12 protein-coding genes are annotated in these 17,008 nt (G+C 69.1%); 7 read left to right on the top strand and 5 right to left on the bottom strand.

Annotated features, from left to right (window positions below; genetic code table 11):
* Positions 1–433 precede the first annotated feature (433 nt).
* Positions 434–652, top strand: a complete 219-nt coding sequence (locus JL101_RS05545) for a hypothetical protein (protein ID WP_203102922.1) — start codon at positions 434–436, stop codon at positions 650–652.
* A gap of 75 nt (positions 653–727) precedes the next feature.
* Here the strand turns inward: JL101_RS05545 and JL101_RS05540 are convergent, their stop codons facing one another.
* On the bottom strand, positions 728–2,548 hold the full coding sequence (locus tag JL101_RS05540) for a M3 family oligoendopeptidase (RefSeq protein WP_203102920.1): 1,821 nt from the start codon (positions 2,546–2,548) through the stop codon (positions 728–730).
* Between the two features lie 171 nt (positions 2,549–2,719).
* Between JL101_RS05540 and JL101_RS05535 the strand changes: the two genes are divergently transcribed.
* Both JL101_RS05535 and JL101_RS05530 read left to right on the top strand, forming a co-directional pair.
* Complete coding sequence (locus JL101_RS05535; protein WP_203102918.1) at positions 2,720–4,570, top strand: AMP-dependent synthetase/ligase; 1,851 nt, start codon at positions 2,720–2,722, stop codon at positions 4,568–4,570.
* A 78-nt stretch (positions 4,571–4,648) separates the two neighbouring features.
* The gene (locus JL101_RS05530) at positions 4,649–5,818 is read left to right on the top strand and encodes a sensor histidine kinase (protein ID WP_203102915.1); all 1,170 of its coding nucleotides are present in this window, start codon (positions 4,649–4,651) and stop codon (positions 5,816–5,818) included.
* An 18-nt stretch (positions 5,819–5,836) separates the two neighbouring features.
* Here JL101_RS05530 and JL101_RS05525 read toward each other — a convergent pair whose 3' ends face one another.
* Positions 5,837–6,532, bottom strand: coding sequence for a YkgJ family cysteine cluster protein (locus JL101_RS05525; protein WP_203102913.1), 696 nt, complete (start codon positions 6,530–6,532; stop codon positions 5,837–5,839).
* 46 nt (positions 6,533–6,578) lie between these two features.
* Entirely contained in the window at positions 6,579–7,442 is an 864-nt protein-coding gene (locus JL101_RS05520; RefSeq protein WP_203102911.1) for a DMT family transporter, read from the bottom strand.
* A 101-nt stretch (positions 7,443–7,543) separates the two neighbouring features.
* Between JL101_RS05520 and JL101_RS05515 the strand changes: the two genes are divergently transcribed.
* Together JL101_RS05515 and JL101_RS05510 are read left to right on the top strand one after the other, a co-directional pair.
* Positions 7,544–8,983, top strand: a complete 1,440-nt coding sequence (locus tag JL101_RS05515; RefSeq protein ID WP_203102910.1) for an aminotransferase-like domain-containing protein — start codon at positions 7,544–7,546, stop codon at positions 8,981–8,983.
* 156 nt (positions 8,984–9,139) lie between these two features.
* Positions 9,140–12,658: an indolepyruvate ferredoxin oxidoreductase family protein gene (locus tag JL101_RS05510; RefSeq protein ID WP_203102909.1), complete on the top strand. Its 3,519-nt coding sequence runs from the start codon at positions 9,140–9,142 to the stop codon at positions 12,656–12,658.
* Here JL101_RS05510 and JL101_RS05505 read toward each other — a convergent pair whose 3' ends face one another.
* Positions 12,659–14,278 (bottom strand): alpha-amylase family glycosyl hydrolase, encoded by a 1,620-nt coding sequence (locus tag JL101_RS05505; protein WP_228435296.1) that lies wholly within the window; start codon positions 14,276–14,278, stop codon positions 12,659–12,661.
* A 229-nt stretch (positions 14,279–14,507) separates the two neighbouring features.
* Between JL101_RS05505 and JL101_RS05500 the strand changes: the two genes are divergently transcribed.
* Positions 14,508–14,888 (top strand): hypothetical protein, encoded by a 381-nt coding sequence (locus JL101_RS05500; RefSeq protein WP_203102907.1) that lies wholly within the window; start codon positions 14,508–14,510, stop codon positions 14,886–14,888.
* On the opposite strand, the gene JL101_RS05495 is transcribed toward JL101_RS05500, so the two are convergent.
* On the bottom strand, positions 14,885–16,003 hold the full coding sequence (locus JL101_RS05495; protein ID WP_203102906.1) for an alpha/beta fold hydrolase: 1,119 nt from the start codon (positions 16,001–16,003) through the stop codon (positions 14,885–14,887). The two genes, JL101_RS05500 and JL101_RS05495, sit on opposite strands and share 4 nt — an antisense overlap.
* A gap of 207 nt (positions 16,004–16,210) precedes the next feature.
* Here JL101_RS05495 and JL101_RS05490 point away from each other — a divergent pair, with 207 nt between their 5' ends.
* Positions 16,211–17,002, top strand: coding sequence for a UDP-2,3-diacylglucosamine diphosphatase (locus JL101_RS05490; RefSeq protein WP_203102905.1), 792 nt, complete (start codon positions 16,211–16,213; stop codon positions 17,000–17,002).
* The last annotated feature ends 6 nt before the right edge of the window (positions 17,003–17,008 follow it).

The following is a 17,008-nucleotide window of genomic DNA, read 5'->3' as shown; positions in this document are numbered from 1 at the left end:
GTCGGGAAGGATGCGACACCACGATTGTCATGCCCGTGCGGACCAGGGTGTGGCGGCAACCGATGGCGCTTGCCGTATGGTCGGGATTTCGCTTAAAGTGGGACCAAGGTCCGGTGGAGAGACGGGAGAGTTGCTGTCTCCCGTCTCCCCGGTCGAAGTTAGAGCCTGATCAGGAGTTCAAACCTGACTCGGCCCCACTGGACCCGAACCTTGACTACCAAACGCATCACCTCCTTTCGGTTCGCGTCCGGGATGTTGCCTCATCCCGGACGCGGCCGAATTTGGGCGAATGCGATGGAATGCGCAACGGCATTCACGCGCATCGCGGGAACCCTCCCCGGCGCCCTATCCCGATAATTCATATTCCTTGACGTGCGGGCGTATTCGGTCCAGTGCCGGCCCACCTTCGCAACCGCGAGGGGCGGCCGGACCGGTGAATTGGCCTTCCCCAGCCCGGCCTGACCACGGGCTGCACAAGGCGCGCATCGAAGCCTTGCGGAAACGGTGCGACCTTCAGAAGGAATGGTACGGCCGCACCGGCCTCGATGACCTCAACCGGCGGCGCGCCCGCCTGCTGGAGGAGAAGCGCGGCATCGAGCGGGACCTGATGGCGTTGATGATCGGCCCCGGCCGGGCCGCCACCGACGCCTGAGGTTCCGCCCGGACGGTCCCGGCGGCGGGGACGGCGGCCATGCCGCTCCCGCCGCCGGGAACCGGAGAGGGATCGTCAGCGGTCCTGCCGCTCCAGCTCGTCGATGAAGCCGCGGATCACGCCCAGGCCCTTGTCCCAGAAGGCGGGATCGGAGGCGTTGAGGCCGAACGGGGCCAGCAGTTCCTGGTGGCGCAGCGTGCCGCCGGCCGACAGCATCTTCAGGTACCGCTCGGCGAAGCCGTCCGCCGCGTCCTGGTAGACCGCGTAGAGCGAGTTGACCAGGCAGTCGCCGAAGGCATAGGCGTAGACGTAGAAGGGCGAGTGGATGAAGTGCGGGATATAGGCCCAGTAGGTCCGGTATCCCTGGTCGAAGCGAAGCGCCGGGCCGAGGCTCTCCGCCTGCACGTCCATCCAGATCTCGCCGATCCGCTCCGCCGTCAGCTCGCCCTCGCGCCGCTCGGTGTGGAGCCGCTGCTCGAAGTCGAAGAAGGCGATCTGGCGGACCACCGTGTTCAGCATGTCCTCCACCTTGGAGGCCAGCATGATCTTCTTGGCGGCCGGGTCGGTCTCCGCGTCGAGCAGCGAGCGGAAGGTCAACATCTCGCCGAACACCGACGCGGTCTCCGCCAGGGTCAGCGGCGTGTCGGCCATCAGGTGGCCCTGCCGGCCGGCCAGCACCTGATGGACGCCGTGCCCCAGCTCGTGGGCCAGGGTCATCACGTCGCGGGTCTTGCCCTGGTAGTTGACCAGCAGGTACGGGTGGACGCTCGGCACCGTCGGGTGCGCGAAGGCGCCGGGCGCCTTGCCCGGCCGGACCGGCGCGTCGATCCAGGCATTGTCGAAGAAGCGCCGGCCGACGGCGGCCAGCTCCGGCGAGAAGCGGCCATAGGCGTCCAGAACGATGCCGCGCGCCTCGGTCCACGGGATCAGCCGGTCCACGTCGTCCGGCAGCGGCGCGTTTCGGTCCCAATAGTCCAGCGTGTCGCCGCCGAACCACTTGGCCTTGAGCGCGTAGTAGCGGTGCGACAGGTCCGGGTAGGCGCCCTTGACGGCGGTGACCAGCGCGTCCACCACCTCGTCCTCGACATGGTTGGACTTGTTGCGGGACGAGGTCGGGCGCGGATAGTTGCGCCACTTGTCCTCGATCTCCTTGTCCTTGGCCAGCGTGTTGGTGATCAGCGCGAAGGTGCGGACATTGGCGTCGAGCACCCGGCCGATCTCCACCGCCGCCTCGCGCCGGCGCTCGGACGAGCGGTCGGTCAGGCGGTTCAGCGCCTCGGTGCAGGTCATCTCCCGGCCGCCGATGGTGAAGCGGAGCCCGGCGATCGTCTCGTCGAACAGGCGGTTCCAGGCGGCGCGGCCGACCACGTATTTCTCGTGGAGCAGGCGCTCCAGCTCGTCCGAAAGCTGGTGCGGGCGGAACACGCGGATGTCGCGCAGCCAGGGCGCGTACTTCGCCAGTTCCGGCGACTTCATCTTGGCGGCGAGCACCGCGTCGTCGAGCCGGTTGAGCTCCAGGGTGAAGAACAGCAGGTGGGTCGAGATGCCGTTGACCCGCTCCTGGATGCCCTGGAAGAACTTGCCCACGTTCGGGTCGTTCATGTCGCCGGCGTAGACCAGGTGCGCATAGCTCATGATGCGCGACAGGGTCTCGTCGATCTCCTCGTACTGGGCAACGGCGCTGCCGAGCTGGGCACCGCTCAGGTCCGCCAACTTGCCGTTGTAGCTCCTGTGGAAGTCCTTCGACGCCTTTTCCATCCGGTCCAGGTCGGCTTTCAGCGCGTCGGAGTCCTGCCCCGGGTAGAGGTCGCCCAGATCCCAGGTCGGCAGCTCGCCGAGGTCGGGCATTCCCGATTCGGGATTGTCGAGCGGCTCTGCGGTCGCTGTCTGGCTCATCGGTATCCTCCTGTTGCGCTGCCAGGGATATAGGCAGGCGAATGAACCCGTCCAAGCGGCTGTCCCGTTCTATATATCGGGCCGTAACCGGCGCCCATGCTCCTCCACGCCGCCAGCGTCACGGCCTCAAGGCCCACTCCAGAATGGACCTCACCTACACGGAAGGCAGACATGAACAGCACGCGCCCCGATCACCCGACGCGGACCGACCGCGCCACCACCGATCGCGACACCTACGACCGCTGGTCGAGCCTGCCCGGCATGCTCTTCGACCAGGTGCTGCGCCAGGGCGACCGGCCGCTGCTGATCTCCAAGCAGGCGGGCGACTGGCGCCGGCAGAGCTGGGAGGAGGTCGCGCGCGACGTCCGGCGCGCGGCGGCGGGCCTGCGCGGCCTGGGCGTCGGGCGCGGCGACCGGGTCGCCATCGTCGCGGAGAACCGGCCGGAATGGCTGATCGCCGACTTCGCGATCATGTCGCTGGGCGCCGTCACTGTCCCGGCCTACACCACCAGCACCGCGTCCGACCATCTCCATACGCTGACCGACAGCGGCGCGCAGGTGGTGCTGGTCTCCACCCCGGCGCTGATGCGCAAGGTGCTGCCCGCCGTCCTCCAGGTGCGCGGCATGCGGGCGGTGGTCGGCTTCAACGGGGACATGCCGGGCATGCCCGACGGCGCGCCCGAAGCCCTGGGCTGGGCGGAGCTGCTTCGGCGCGGCGCGGCGCAGGAGGCGGAGCGGCCCCAGGGTCCCGAGGACGTGCCGGCCGGGCGCGACGACGTGGCCTGCATCATCTACACCTCGGGCACCGGCGGGACGCCCAAGGGCGTCATGCTGACCCACGGCAACATCCTGTCCAACTGCAAGTCGGCCTATACCCTGGTCGAGGACGTGGGGCTGGGGGAGGAGACCTTCCTGTCCTTCCTTCCCCTCGCCCACGCCTACGAGCATACCTGCGGCCAGATGTTCGCCCTGACACTGGGCGCCCGGATCGCCTATGCGGAATCGGTCGAGAAGCTGGCCGGCAACCTGGGGGAGGTCAGGCCGACCATCATGACCGCCGTGCCGCGCCTCTACGACGTCCTGGAGACGCGCATCCGGCGGGAGGTCGAGCGGGCCGGCGGCGTGCGCCTCGCCCTGTTCCGCAGGACGCTGGAGCTGGGCGCCAAGCGGTACCGCCAGGGCGGCCGCCTGGGGCCGCTGGACGCGGCGCAGGACTTCGTGCTGGACCGGCTGGTTCGCTATCGGATCTGCGACCGCTTCGGCGGACGGCTGAAAGCCTTCATCTCGGGCGGGGCAGCGCTGGCGCCGGAAACGGCGCTGTTCTTCCAGTCGCTCGGCATCCGCATCCTCCAGGGCTATGGCCAGACCGAGGCGTCGCCGCTGATCGCCTGCAACCGGCCCAGCCGCATCCGCCACGACACCGTCGGCCCGCCGATGCCCGACGTGGAGGTCAGGATCGCTGCGGACGGCGAGATCCTGGCGCGCGGACCCATGGTGATGAAAGGCTACTGGGGCGACCGGGACGCGACCGACCGAACCATCGTGGACGGCTGGCTTCACACCGGCGACATCGGCCATCTGGAGCCCGACGGGTCGCTGGTCCTGACCGACCGCAAGAAGGACCTGATCGTGACCAACGGCGGCGACAACATCGCGCCCCAGCGGATCGAGAACCTGCTGATGCTGGAGCCCTGCATCGGCCAGGTGATGGTGGCGGGGGACGGCAAGCCGTTCCTGGCGGCCCTGATCGTGCCAGATCTTCAACTGGCGCGCGACTGGGCCAAGCGCCACGGCAAGCCGGCCGATCCGGCGGAACTGGCGGAGGACGCCGATTTCCGGAAGCATATCGGCGAGGCGGTGGATCGGGTGAACCGCGGCCTGTCCGGCATCGAGCGCATCCGCAAGTTCGTGATCGTCCCCGAGCCGTTCAGCGTGGAGAACGCGCAGCTCACGCCGACCCTGAAGATCCGCCGCCATGAGATCCGCAAGCGCTACGGCGAGTTGCTGGAGGAACTGTATTGACGGACAGCGACCGATGCCACCGCAGGTTCTCCTTTTGGGGGTTCGACGCCGACGGGCTTTCTGATGTGTTGTCACCCCATGAGCGATGATAGCTTCGATCACGAACGATGGATCCGCCGTCAGAGCGCCCTGGCCGAGTTCGGCCGGCAGGCGTTGATGGTGGACGATCTGGATGCCCTGCTGCACGAGGCGGTCGTGCTGGCCGCCCAGGGGCTGGGTGTCGGGCGGGCCAAGGTCATGGAGCGGCTTCCCGGCGGCGACCGGCTGCTGATGCGCGCCGGAGTCGGATGGCGGCCCGGGCTCGAGGGTGTCCTGATGGTCGATGCCGGAAGCCGCTCGTCCGGCGGCTATACGCTGGCGACCGGCACGCCCGTGATCGCCGACGACATCGAGACGGAGACGCGGTTCGACGTGCCGCAGTTCCTGCGCGAGCACGGCATCCGGAGCCTGATCAACGTGATCATCCAGGGCCGGGGCGACCCCTTCGGCGTGCTGGAGGTGGACAGCGACGAAAGGCGCAACTTCAACCAGGAAGACGTGGACTTCCTGCAGAGCTACGCCAACATCCTGGCCGCCGCGATCGAGCGGCGCTCCTCCAACGAGGCGCTGGCCCGGCTCGCGGAGGAGCGCGCGGTGCTGCTGAGGGAACTCCAGCACCGGGTCAAGAACAACCTGCAGATCATCACCAGCCTGCTCAACATGCAGATCCGCCGCGTCGGCACCGGCGAGGTCGAAGGCCAGCTCCGCATCATCGGCAGCCGGGTGGAAACCCTGCGGGTCGTCCATGACAGCCTGTTCGAGGCGGGTAGCGTCGAGCGGATCGGCCTGCCGCGCTATCTGCGGACCCTGTGCGAGAGCCTGCTGGCGTTCCACGGCGCCCGGGCGGAGGACGTCACGCTCGACTTCGCGGCCGATGACGCCGAGGCCGGGGTCGATACCACGGTGCCCCTGGGGCTGCTGATCAACGAGTTCATCGTCAACAGCCTCCAGCACGCCTTCTCCGGCATCGGACAGGAGGGGGGCGGCAGGATCGCCCTCCGGCTGGACCGGACGGCGCCGGACGGCGCCCGGCTGACGCTGAGCGACGACGGGCCGGGCTTCGACCGGGTCAAGGCGTCGCGGGTCGGCACCGGCCTGCAGATCATGGACGTCCTGGCGAGCCAGCTCGGCGGCAAGCTGGCCTGGGACAATGATGCCTGGCGGAAGAACGAAGGTGCCCGGCTGATGCTCGACCTGCCGGTGCTCTGACCTTCGGCTGCCCGAGGCTCAGCTATCCGTCCGCACCCCGGCCAGGACCCCCTCGCCCGCCGCCCAGCGGGCGTCGGCGTCGGGGGTTTCCAGAACGCGGGACAATCCCTCGATCAGCTCGTAGGAATTCCCGTCCAGCCCCCGATCGGCGAGCGCCGCGCGCAGGCAGTGCGACAGCAGGCGGCGGGACCGCATGTTGATTTTCGGAACGGGGATCTGCGCCCCGGCGTCCCGCTCCCGCGTCGACCGCTCGCAGGCCGCGGCGTCGAACGACGCATAGGCCCGGCATCCCAGCGGCCGGACCGGGTAGATGCCGCACAGGCCGTCTTCCAGCATGGGACAGGGGCGGCTGAGCCCGACCCGCTCGACGGGAGACAGGCCGCGGGTAGCGGACAAGGCGTCGGCCAGCCGGGACCGCAGCGCGGCGCGGCGTTCCGGAGGCCATGCCGCGATATGCTCGGCGATGGCCAGCAGTTCCGGCGCCGTCGCGGAGACATAGAGATGGCAGCAATAATCGCAGCCCATGCGGCAGGCGACCGCCTGGCGCGGCGGATGCGCCGCCACCGCCTGCTCCAGCTGGCGATGGCAGGCCGCCACGAGGTTGCGGAGCCGCTCTCGCGTCGGCTTGGCGATCAGCGCCCGGAACCGCGCGGTTTGGCGGGCGACCTCCTCGGCGGTTGGCGGGTCCGTGGGCAGGGGCTTCTGCGGTCTCATGGGGCGGTTATAGGACAGGCCCGGCGGTTTCGAAAACTGTCCTTCCTCAGGAGGCGAAGCGCTTCGCCCCGGCGACGCAGAGCACCACGGCGACGGTGACGGCGACCATCGGCCAGCCGACCGCTTCGCCCAGCAGGGTCGCCGCCAACGTCAGGCCGAAGAAGGGTTGGAGCAGCTGCAACTGCCCGACGGCGGCGATGCCACCCTGGGACAGGCCCCGATACCAGAACACGAACCCGATCAGCATGCTGAACAGCGACACATAGGCGAGGCCCAGCCACGCCGCCTGGCCGACGCCGCCCCAGGACGCCGGCATACCGTACAGGCTCGCCGGGACCATGACCGGCATGGACAGCACCAGGGCCCAGGAGATCACCTGCCAGCCGCCGAGCTTCCGGGAAAGCCGGCCGCCCTCGGCATAGCCCAGGCCGCAGACGATGATGGCCGCGAGCATCAGCATGTCTCCGACCAGCGAGCCGCCGCGGCCCTGGACCAGCGCGTATCCGGCGACAAGCGCGCTGCCGAGGCCGGAAAAGACCCAGAAGGCCGGGCGCGGCCGTTCGCCGCCGCGCAGGACGCCGAAGGTCGCCGTCGCCAGCGGCAGGAGCCCGATGAAGACGATGGATTGGGCGGACGTGATATGCTCCAGCGCCAGTGCCGTGAGCAGCGGGAACCCGACGACGACGCCGGAGGCCACCACGGCCAGGGAGGCGAGATCGCCCCGGTCCGGGCGCTTCTGCCGGAAGGCGGCCAGCAGTGCCGCCGCCAGCAATCCCGCGATGGCGGCGCGGGCGACGGTCAGGAAAACCGGGTCGAAGTCCGCGACGGCGACCCGCGTCGCCGGAAGGGACCCGCTGAAGATCAGCATCCCTATGAAACCGTTGATCCAACCGCTCGAGGCCTTGTCCATCACTTTCCCCTTTCCGGCGAGTATCGGCCCCGGCGCATGGTTTTTCCAGGGACGGTCCATTACAGTCGGGACAAACCGTATTGGTCCGGAGGACGGTACGCATGGATGACGGTGTCGGCCTGGACAGGAGCGGCGGGACGCTCGTCGAGCGCGTCATGGAGGCGATCCGCCGGCGGATCGACGCGCGGGGCCTGGGACCGGGAGCGAAGCTGCCGTCCATCCGGGGCTTCGCCCAGACGATGCGGGTCTCCAAATCCACCGTCGTGGACGCCTACGACCGGCTGGCGGCCGAGGGTCTCATCCAGTCCCGGCGCGGGTCCGGGTTCTATGTCGCCGGACACGCGGCACCCCTATCTCTGGCGGAACTCGGCCCCAGGCTGGACCGCGCCGTCGATCCGCTCTGGGTCTCGCGGCAGGCGCTGGACGCCGGCGGGGATGTCCTGAAGCCCGGCTGCGGCTGGCTCCCGCCGTCCTGGATGCCGGAGGAGGGCCTCCGCCGGGCGCTGCGCATGCTGGCGCGCGCCGATCCTGCCGTGCTTGCCGACTACGGCACGCCGCTCGGGCTTCCGGAACTGCGCCGGCTCCTGGCCCGGCGCATGGCGGACCACGGCATCGGAGCCTCGCCGGACCAGATCATGCTGACCGACTCAGGGACCCAGGCGATCGACCTGCTGTGCCGGTTCCTGATCGAGCCGGGCGACGCGGTGCTGGTCGACGACCCCTGCTACTTCAACTTCCATGCCCTGCTGCGGGCCCACCGGGCCAGGGTCGTGGGCGTGCCCTATACGCCGGCCGGCCCGGACATCGAGCTGTTCGGCCGGGCGCTCGCGGAACACCGTCCGCGCATCTACATCACGAACTCGGCGCTGCACAACCCGACCGGCGCCTCCCTGTCGCCGGTAACGGCGCACCGGGTCCTGAAGCTCGCGGAGCAATACGGCCTGACGATCGTCGAGGACGACATCTTCGCGGATTTCGAGCACGAGCCGGCACCCCGCCTGGCGGCGTTCGACGGTCTGGACCGGGTCGTCCATATCGGCAGCTTCTCCAAGACGTTATCGGCATCGGTACGATGCGGCTTCGTCGCGGCGCGGCGCGACTGGATCGAGGGACTGGTGGACTTGAAGATCGCGACCTCGTTCGGCGGCGGGCGACTGTCGGCCGAGTTGGTCCTCGCGGTCCTCAAGGACGGGACCTATCGACGGCACATGGACGGGCTGCGAGGACGCCTGTCCCACGCCATGGCCCGGACGGGCGCCGGCCTGAGGTCGATCGACATCGTCCCCTGGATCGAACCCCGGGCCGGCATGTTCCTGTGGGGCAGGCTTCCCGAGGGCGTGGACGCCGCCGGCTTGGCCCGCCAGGCCCTCGCCGAGAACATCGTCCTGGCCCCGGGCAACGTCTTCAGCCTGTCGGGAGCAGCCGGCGGCTTCCTGAGATTCAACGTCGCCCAGTGTTCCGACCCGCGGACTTTCAGCACGCTGAAGGAGCTAATTTTTCAAAGAAGACCGGATCGCTCCGCCTCCGGCGATCCCATATAATTTTTTGTCCGCGCGACAGGATGTCGCGGATGTTCGTTGCGTTTTCGCGGGGCTCATCCCGGATCGATTGCAGAAAAGGACAGCAAGAGTTACCTTTTTCACAAGAAGAAAAACAAAAGACGGTTCTTAGGATCGCTCTCCAAGGAGGAACGGAACATGACGCTCCCGGCAGTCAAACTGGACGACAAATACACGCTCGAAAGCGGGCGGGTGTTCCTGACCGGCACCCAGGCGCTGGTCCGGCTGCCCATGATGCAGCGCCAGCGCGACGTCGCGGCGGGGCTGAACACAGGCTGCTTCATCTCCGGCTACCGGGGGTCGCCGCTCGGCGGGTTCGACCAGGCGCTGTGGAAGGCGCGCAAGTTCCTGGCCTCCAACCATATCCAATTCCAGCCCGGCGTGAACGAGGAACTGGGCGCCACCGCCGTTTGGGGCAGCCAGCAGGTCGGCATGTTCCCTGGCGCCCGCTACGACGGCGTCTTCTCCATGTGGTACGGCAAGGGACCGGGCGTGGACCGCTCGGGCGACGTGTTCAAGCACGGCAACGCGGCGGGAACTTCGCGGAACGGCGGCGTGCTGGTGCTGGCCGGCGACGACCATTCCTGCAAGTCCTCGACGTTCCCGCACCAGTCGGAGCACGCCTTCGTCGGCTCGATGATCCCGGTGCTGAACCCCGCGGGCGTGCAGGAATTCCTCGACCTCGGCCTGATGGGCTGGGCGATGTCGCGCTTCTCCGGCTGCTGGATCGCCTTCAAGACCATCGCGGAGACGGTGGACAGCTCGGCTTCGGTCTCGATCGATCCGCTGCGAGTCAACTACGTCCTGCCGGAGTTCGACATGCCGGTCGGCGGGCTCAACATCCGCTGGCCCGATCCGCCGCTCGAACAGGAAGAGCGGCTGATGAAGTACAAGCTCTACGCGGCGCTGGCCTTCGCGCGGGCAAACCGGCTGGACAGGACCGTGATATCCTCCCCCCGCCCGCGCCTGGGCGTGGTCACCACCGGCAAGAGCTACCTGGACGTCCGGCAGGCGCTCGACGACCTCAACATCTCCGAGGAGATGGCCGCCGACATCGGGCTGACCGTCTACAAGGTCGCCATGGCGTGGCCGCTGGAGCGCGAGGGCATCCGCCAGTTCGCCCAGGGCCTGGAAGAGATCGTGGTGGTCGAGGAAAAGCGGGCGCTGATCGAGAACCAGCTGAAGGAACAGCTCTACAACTGGCATCCGGACGTGCGCCCGCGCGTCGTCGGCAAGTTCGACGAGGAGGCGCGCGAGATGCTGCCCTCCTACAACGAGCTGTCGCCGGCCCGCATCGCCGTGGTGATCGGCCGCCGCCTGCTGAAGTTCTTCGACCACGAGGGCATCCGACGGCGGGTCGAGTTCCTGGACCGGCAGGAGAACGCCAAGGCGCGGAAGGCCCTGGTCGAGCGCAAGCCGTATTTCTGCTCCGGCTGCCCGCACAACAGCTCCACCGTGGTACCCGAGGGCAGCCGCGCGGTGGCCGGCATCGGCTGCCACTATATGGCGACCTGGATGGACCGGCGGACCGAGACCTTCACCCAGATGGGCGGCGAAGGCGTGCCCTGGATCGGCCAGGCGCCGTTCACCGACGAGCAGCACATCTTCGCGAACCTGGGCGACGGGACCTATTTCCACTCCGGCCTGCTGGCGGTTCGGGCCGCCATCGCGGCCAAGGTGAACATCACCTACAAGATCCTGTTCAACGACGCCGTCGCCATGACCGGCGGGCAGGCCCATGACGGCGTGCTGACTGTGCCGCAGATCAGCAAGCAACTCGCCGCCGAGGGCGCCCGCCGCATCGTGGTGGTGACCGACGAGCCGGAGAAATATGCCGGGCCGGTCGGGCTGGCCCCCGGCGTCAAGGTCGAGCACCGCGACGACCTGGACCGCGTGCAGCGCGAACTGCGCGAGGTAAAGGGCACCAGCATCCTGATCTACGACCAGACCTGCGCCGCGGAGAAGCGCCGGCGCCGGAAGCGCAAGATCATGGTCGATCCGCCCAAACGGGTGATGATCAACGAGCAGGTCTGCGAAGCCTGCGGCGACTGCTCGAAGAAATCCAACTGCCTGTCGGTGGTGCCGGTCGAGACCGAGTTCGGCCGCAAGCGCCAGATCGACCAGTCCACCTGCAACAAGGACTTCTCCTGCGTGAAGGGCTTCTGCCCGAGCTTCGTGACCGTCCACGGCGGGCAGCTCCGCAAGCCCAAGCCGGCGACCGCGGGCAAGCCGGCGGCTGCAGGGGACGCCGTGGCGGAGATGACGCTTGCCGAACCCGCGCGGCCCGGCCTGGACCATCCCTACGGCATCCTGGTGACCGGCATCGGCGGCACCGGCGTGGTGACCATCGGCGCTATCCTCGGCATGGCTGCCCATATCGAGGGCAAGGGCTGCTCGGTTCTGGACCAGGCGGGCTTGGCGCAGAAGGGCGGCGCCGTGACCAGCCATATCCGCATCGCGGCGCGGCCGGAAGACCTGCACGCGGTCCGCATCGCGGCCGGCGGGGCGAAGCTGGTGATCGGCTGCGACCTGGTCGTGGCGGCCAGCGGCGACTGCCTGTCGAAGATGGCCCCGGACTTCACCCATGCCGTGATCAACGAGCACGAGACGATCACCGCCGATTTCACCCGCAACGCCGATTTCCGGATCCCGACCCGGGACCTGCTGGGCGAGATCGCCAAGGCCTGCGGCGGGACGGACAAGCTGACCGCGCTGGACGCCACCGGCCTCGCCACCGCGCTGATGGGCGATTCCATCGCGACCAACCTGTTCATGCTGGGGGCTGCCTACCAGAAGGGCTTCGTCCCGGTCTCGGCGGAAGCGATCGAGCAGGCGATCGAGCTGAACGGCGTCGCGGTCGACATGAACATGCAGGCCTTCCGCTGGGGACGCCGGGCCGCCCTGGACGCGGCGGCGGTCAAGTCGGCCGCAGCCCCCGCCGCGGCGGCACAGCGGGAAGCCGAGGCGGACAAGCCGTCGCACCGCCAGCTGTCGGAGACGCTGGACGAGGTGATCCGGCGCCGGGTGGCCTACCTGACCGACTACCAGGACGCCGCCTATGCCGCGCGCTACGAGAGGCAGGTGAACTGGGTGCGCCAGGTCGAGGCCGAGCGCGCCAGGGGCAGGACCGGGCTGACCGAGGCGGTCGCCCGCAACTACTTCAAGCTGCTGGCCTACAAGGACGAGTACGAGGTCGCCCGGCTCTACACCGACGGCACCTTCCTGAAGCAGCTCCGGGAGCAGTTCGAGGGCGACTACAAGCTGGAGTTCCACCTCGCCCCGCCCATGCTGTCGGAGGCCGACCCCGCCACCGGCGAGCCCCGGAAGAAGGCCTATGGCCCGTGGATGCTGAAGGCGTTCCAGGCGCTGGCCCGGATGAAGGGCCTGCGCGGCACCCGCTTCGACCCGTTCGGCCGGACCGCCGAGCGGAAGCTGGAGCGGCAGCTGATCGCCGACTACGAGAAGACCATCGCCGAGCTGCTGTCGGGCCTCACCTACGAGAACCACGGCCTCGCGGTCGAGATCGCCGGCATTCCCGACCGCATCCGCGGCTTCGGTCCGGTCAAGGACCGTCACCTGTCCGACGCCAAGGCGAACGAAGCGGCGCTGCTGGAAGCCTTCCGCAACCCCGCCCCGACGCCGATGGCAGCGGAGTGATCAGTCGTCCCGAAGCGCCAGGAAGGCGCCCAGCGGCGGCAAACCGACCCTGATCCCGTCCTGCGGCGAGCCGTCGAGCAGCGCCGCCGGGCCGGGAAGCGGGATCTCGATTGCACTGTAGCGGCCGGGCGGCAGGATATACTCCGCCCGGCCGCAGGACAGGTTGAAGACGGCGGCCAGCCGGTCGCCGCGCGTGAAGGACAGGACCGGCCCGTCCTCGTCCACCTGCCCTGCCCCGCCTTGCTTGAGCTCGGGGTGGAGGCGGCGGAGCGCCAGGCAGCGCCGCCAGACGTTCAGGGTGGAATCGGGCCGCATCTCCTGGCGGTCGGCCGCCAGGGCGCAGTGGACCTCCGTCACCGGCAGCCAGGGCTTCCCGCCGCGGGTGAACCCGGCATGTTCGGCGCCCGCGATCCAGGGCATCGGCGTGCGGGAACCGTCGCGACCCTTGAACTCGGGCCAGAAGGCGGTGCCGAACGGGTCGCGCAGATCCTCGTAATCGAGGTCGGCCTGGGGCAGCCCCAACTCCTCTCCCTGGTAGAGGCAGAGGGTACCGGGCAGGCAGCAGAACAGCAGCGCCAGCAGGGCGGCGAAGCGTTCGGGATCGGCGCCGGCCGGCCGCCAGCGCGAGGCCGCGCGCTCCACGTCGTGGTTGCTGAAGCTCCAGCAGGTGGCGGCACCCGGTCCGGCCGCCGTCAGGGCGGCATGGAAGGTCCCGGCGGCGAAGGGCCGTTTGGGCAGGTCGAGGGTATAGGCGGCATCGAGCCCGCCCGGCTTCGTGTAGCGGTCGAGCCGCTGCGCGGCGCCGGGCTGGCTCGACAGTTCGCCCAACAGCGCGCGGTCCCCGAAACCGTCGGCGGCGGCCCGGATCCGCTCCAGCACGCCCCGGACATCGGAGTGGGCGACGTCGAAGACATGGGCCTGCATGCCGAACGGCTTGGCTGGGATCTCCGCCGGCCTGGCGGAGAGCGGCGGGTTGGCCCGCAGGGCGGGGTCGCGCATCAGGAAATCGACCGCGTCCAGGCGGAAGCCGTCGACCCCGCGCTCCAGCCAGAAACGGGCGGCGTCCAGCAGGGCCGCCATCACACCCTCGTTCCGGAGGTTCAGCGTCGGCTGCCTCGCCAGGAAATGATGCAGGAAATATTGCCGGCGCCGGGGCTCCCAGGTCCAGGCGGGACCGCCGAATACCGACAGCCAGTTGTTGGGCGCCGTGCCGTCGGCCGCCGGATCGGCCCAGACATACCAGTCCGCCCGCTGGCTTCCCGTCGACCGGCGGCTTTCCTCGAACCAGGGATGCCGGTCGGAGGTGTGGCCGCAAACCAGGTCGATCATCAGCTTCAGGCCGCGCCGGTGGACTTCCGCCAGCAGCCGATCGAAGGTGTCGATCGTGCCCATGCGCGGATCGACGCCCTTGTGGTCGGTGATGTCGTAGCCGAAGTCGGCGAGCGGCGACGGCTGGAAGGGGGACAGCCAGATGGCGTCCACGCCCAGCGAAGCGATATGATCGAGGCGCCGGATCACCCCTTCCAGGTCGCCGTACCCGTCGCCGTCGGTGTCGAGAAAGCTCAGCGGATAGATCTGGTAGATCGCCGCGCCATGCAGCCAGCATCCAGGAGAGGTCAAGGCCCGCTTCCCATGAAGAACGGCCGGAGCACGGGGCGGCTCCGCCAGTCGAGGCGCCATCCTGGCGGAGAAGCCGTCAATAAGGGGTAAATGCGGTTCTTTCGGCCCAGGCTACCGCCACGGCTTGTTATTCGGCGACGCCGAGACACGTTGTCGGATTGCCTGTTGGGGGCGTCGTCCAGGTAGCCGCACCACGACAGCTCACTCAACGAACGCCATGGGACCATCCATGAAACCATCGTCGCCAGCAACCGCCATGCTCCTGATCGCGGCCGGAACGCTGTCCGCCTGCGCCGGCCTCGACGCCCCGCAACAGGAGGCGACGAACCCCGCCTACGAGGCGCGGCTCGCCCAGCTTGCCCAGCACCCGTGCAACTCCCGCGTCGCAGGCGCCGTCGAAGGGGCCGGGGTCAGGCCCGAGGAGATCACGGAGCTCTTCTACACCCGGGAGCTGGACGGCACGAACGACCGGGTCGTCCGCTACACGGCATGGATGAGGCTGGCCGGACAGCCGGGCCACCTGATCGTGGACGCCGATGCCCTGACCTGCCGGGCGATGCAGATCTATACCCGGGGCGGGGCGGAAGTGGCGGGCGTATCGTCCTTCTAGGACCGGCCGGACTGAAACAGGCCGGGCGTTCCCCAGGCCGCGAGTGCCGCGTCCTCAAGCCGGCGCCGTGCCTCCTCACGGGTCCTGGCCAGGAAACGGTTGCCGGGCTCCAGGGCGCCGGCCTGGTCGTAGGCCGCCAGAGCCTCGCCGAAGCGGCCCTGCGCTTCCAGCGCCTGGGCCAGGTGCAGGCTGTACAGTCCGCGGTCGGGCGCCAGCCTCAGGGCCAGCCGGTGGGCGGCTTCCGCCTTCGCGAAGGCGCCCTCCTCGCGCTCCATGACGCCGATCTCGTCATGGGCGGCGTCGGCATCGGGATAGAGGGAGAGGCAGTGGCCGAGGCGGTCGCGCGCCGCCCGGCGGTCCCCCGCCAGCCGCAGGCGCCGCCCCTCGACCAGGGCGTCCGCCGCATCGCCGGCCTCCAGGATCCGCCCTTCCAGAGGCAGGAACGCCGGGAGGCTGCCGTCGCGCACGAAATCCCGGATCAGCGGCCGCCACGCCCCGAAGCGGTGAAGCATCGCCGGCACCTCGTGGCCGACGCCGCGCAGCGAGCGAAGGCGCATCCCGGGCAGGTGGGCGACGCGGCGGGCGTATTCCAGGTCGAACAGGTCGGATTCGCCGATCACGATGCTGGTCCGCCGGTCGGCCGCGGGCCGGCTCAGGACCGGCAGCAGGTCGGCGTAGCGGGAAGGCGGCGGCCGTCCGGCCAGGAAGCCCCGGCTTCGGCTGCCGGGCTGGTCCAGCAGGGTCTCCGGCCCGATCGCCAGGACCCGGTCGGCATTGATCAGTTCCCCGAACAGCAGCGCCGCGTAGGCTCCCATGGAATTGCCGATGCAGGTGACGGTCCTGGGGCCGACCTGCTGCATCACGATCCGCAGGCCTTCGGCCGTCGAGTCGATGTCGGTGCCGAGCCCGGGCACGCCGTCCCGGTACCAACCGTTGTCGGGCGTATTCACGAAGAGCTTGTTGACCGCGACGTCGCGGAAGCTGCCGTAGAAGGAGAAGCGCCCCGGCTGCTCGGACACATGGGAGAAGACGATGGCCAGCACGTCGCTGTCCGGCTCCCGGTCCAGCCGGAACCATTCGATCATGCTGTCCTGGCAGGAAATTTCGGCGTCCAAGATGTACGGTCCCGTCGTTGCGACGGACCGGATGGTGACCGCTTCCGGTTAAGGGACTTTCGCGGCGCTGGTGACAAATCCGTGAGACGCGGGGCAAGTCGCGGACCTTCTCCCCCGCCTCCGGATCGCGGCTTGCGCCCCGCCGCCGGCCATGCCAGACAATGATGCGACGCAGCATCGGCGGACGCCAGGGATGGGGGCCAGGGCATGGACGGCGCATCGACACACCGGTACCGGACCGTCTGGATCTCGGACATCCACCTCGGCACGCGCGGGTGCCAGGCCGACCGCCTGCTCGACTTCCTGAAGGCGGTCGAGTGCGATACCCTTTACCTGGTCGGCGACGTGATCGATTTCTGGCGCATGCGCCGCGCCCGCTACTGGCCGCAGAGCCACAACGACGTGATCCAGAAGCTGCTGCGCAAGGCCCGGAAGGGCACCCGCGTGATCCTGACGCCCGGCAACCACGACGACATGCTGCGCGGCTATATCGACCACGAGTTCGGCAGCATCCTGGTGGTCGAGGACGCGATCCACGAGACGGCGGACGGACGGCGCCTGCTGGTGATCCACGGCGACCAGTTCGACGGAGTGGTCGCCCGCGCGCCCTGGCTGGGCCACCTGGGCACCCACGCCAACGCCGTCTCGCAGCTTGTCAACCAGTGGTTCAACTGGGGCCGCACGCAGCTCGGGTATCCCTACTGGTCGCTGTCGGGCTACCTGAAGCACAAGGTCAAGCACCGCGGCAAGTTCATCCACAATTATGAGACGGCGGTCGTCGAGGAGGCCCGGCGGCGCGGCGTGGACGGGGTCGTCTGCGGGCATATCCACTTCCCCCAGATCAAGGCGCTGGACGGCATCCTCTATTACAACGACGGCGACTGGGTGGACAACTGCACCGCCCTGGTCGAGCACGACACGGGCGAGCTGGAACTGCTGAGGTGGCCCGAGCCGGCGGCGGCGAAGCCGCCGGCCAAGGTCGTCCCGATCGCGTCCTGATCCCGC

The sequence above is a fragment of the Skermanella rosea genome (genome assembly GCF_016806835.2).
Lineage (GTDB): Bacteria > Pseudomonadota > Alphaproteobacteria > Azospirillales > Azospirillaceae > Skermanella > Skermanella rosea.
This window is presented reverse-complemented; position numbering and strand designations above follow the sequence as displayed.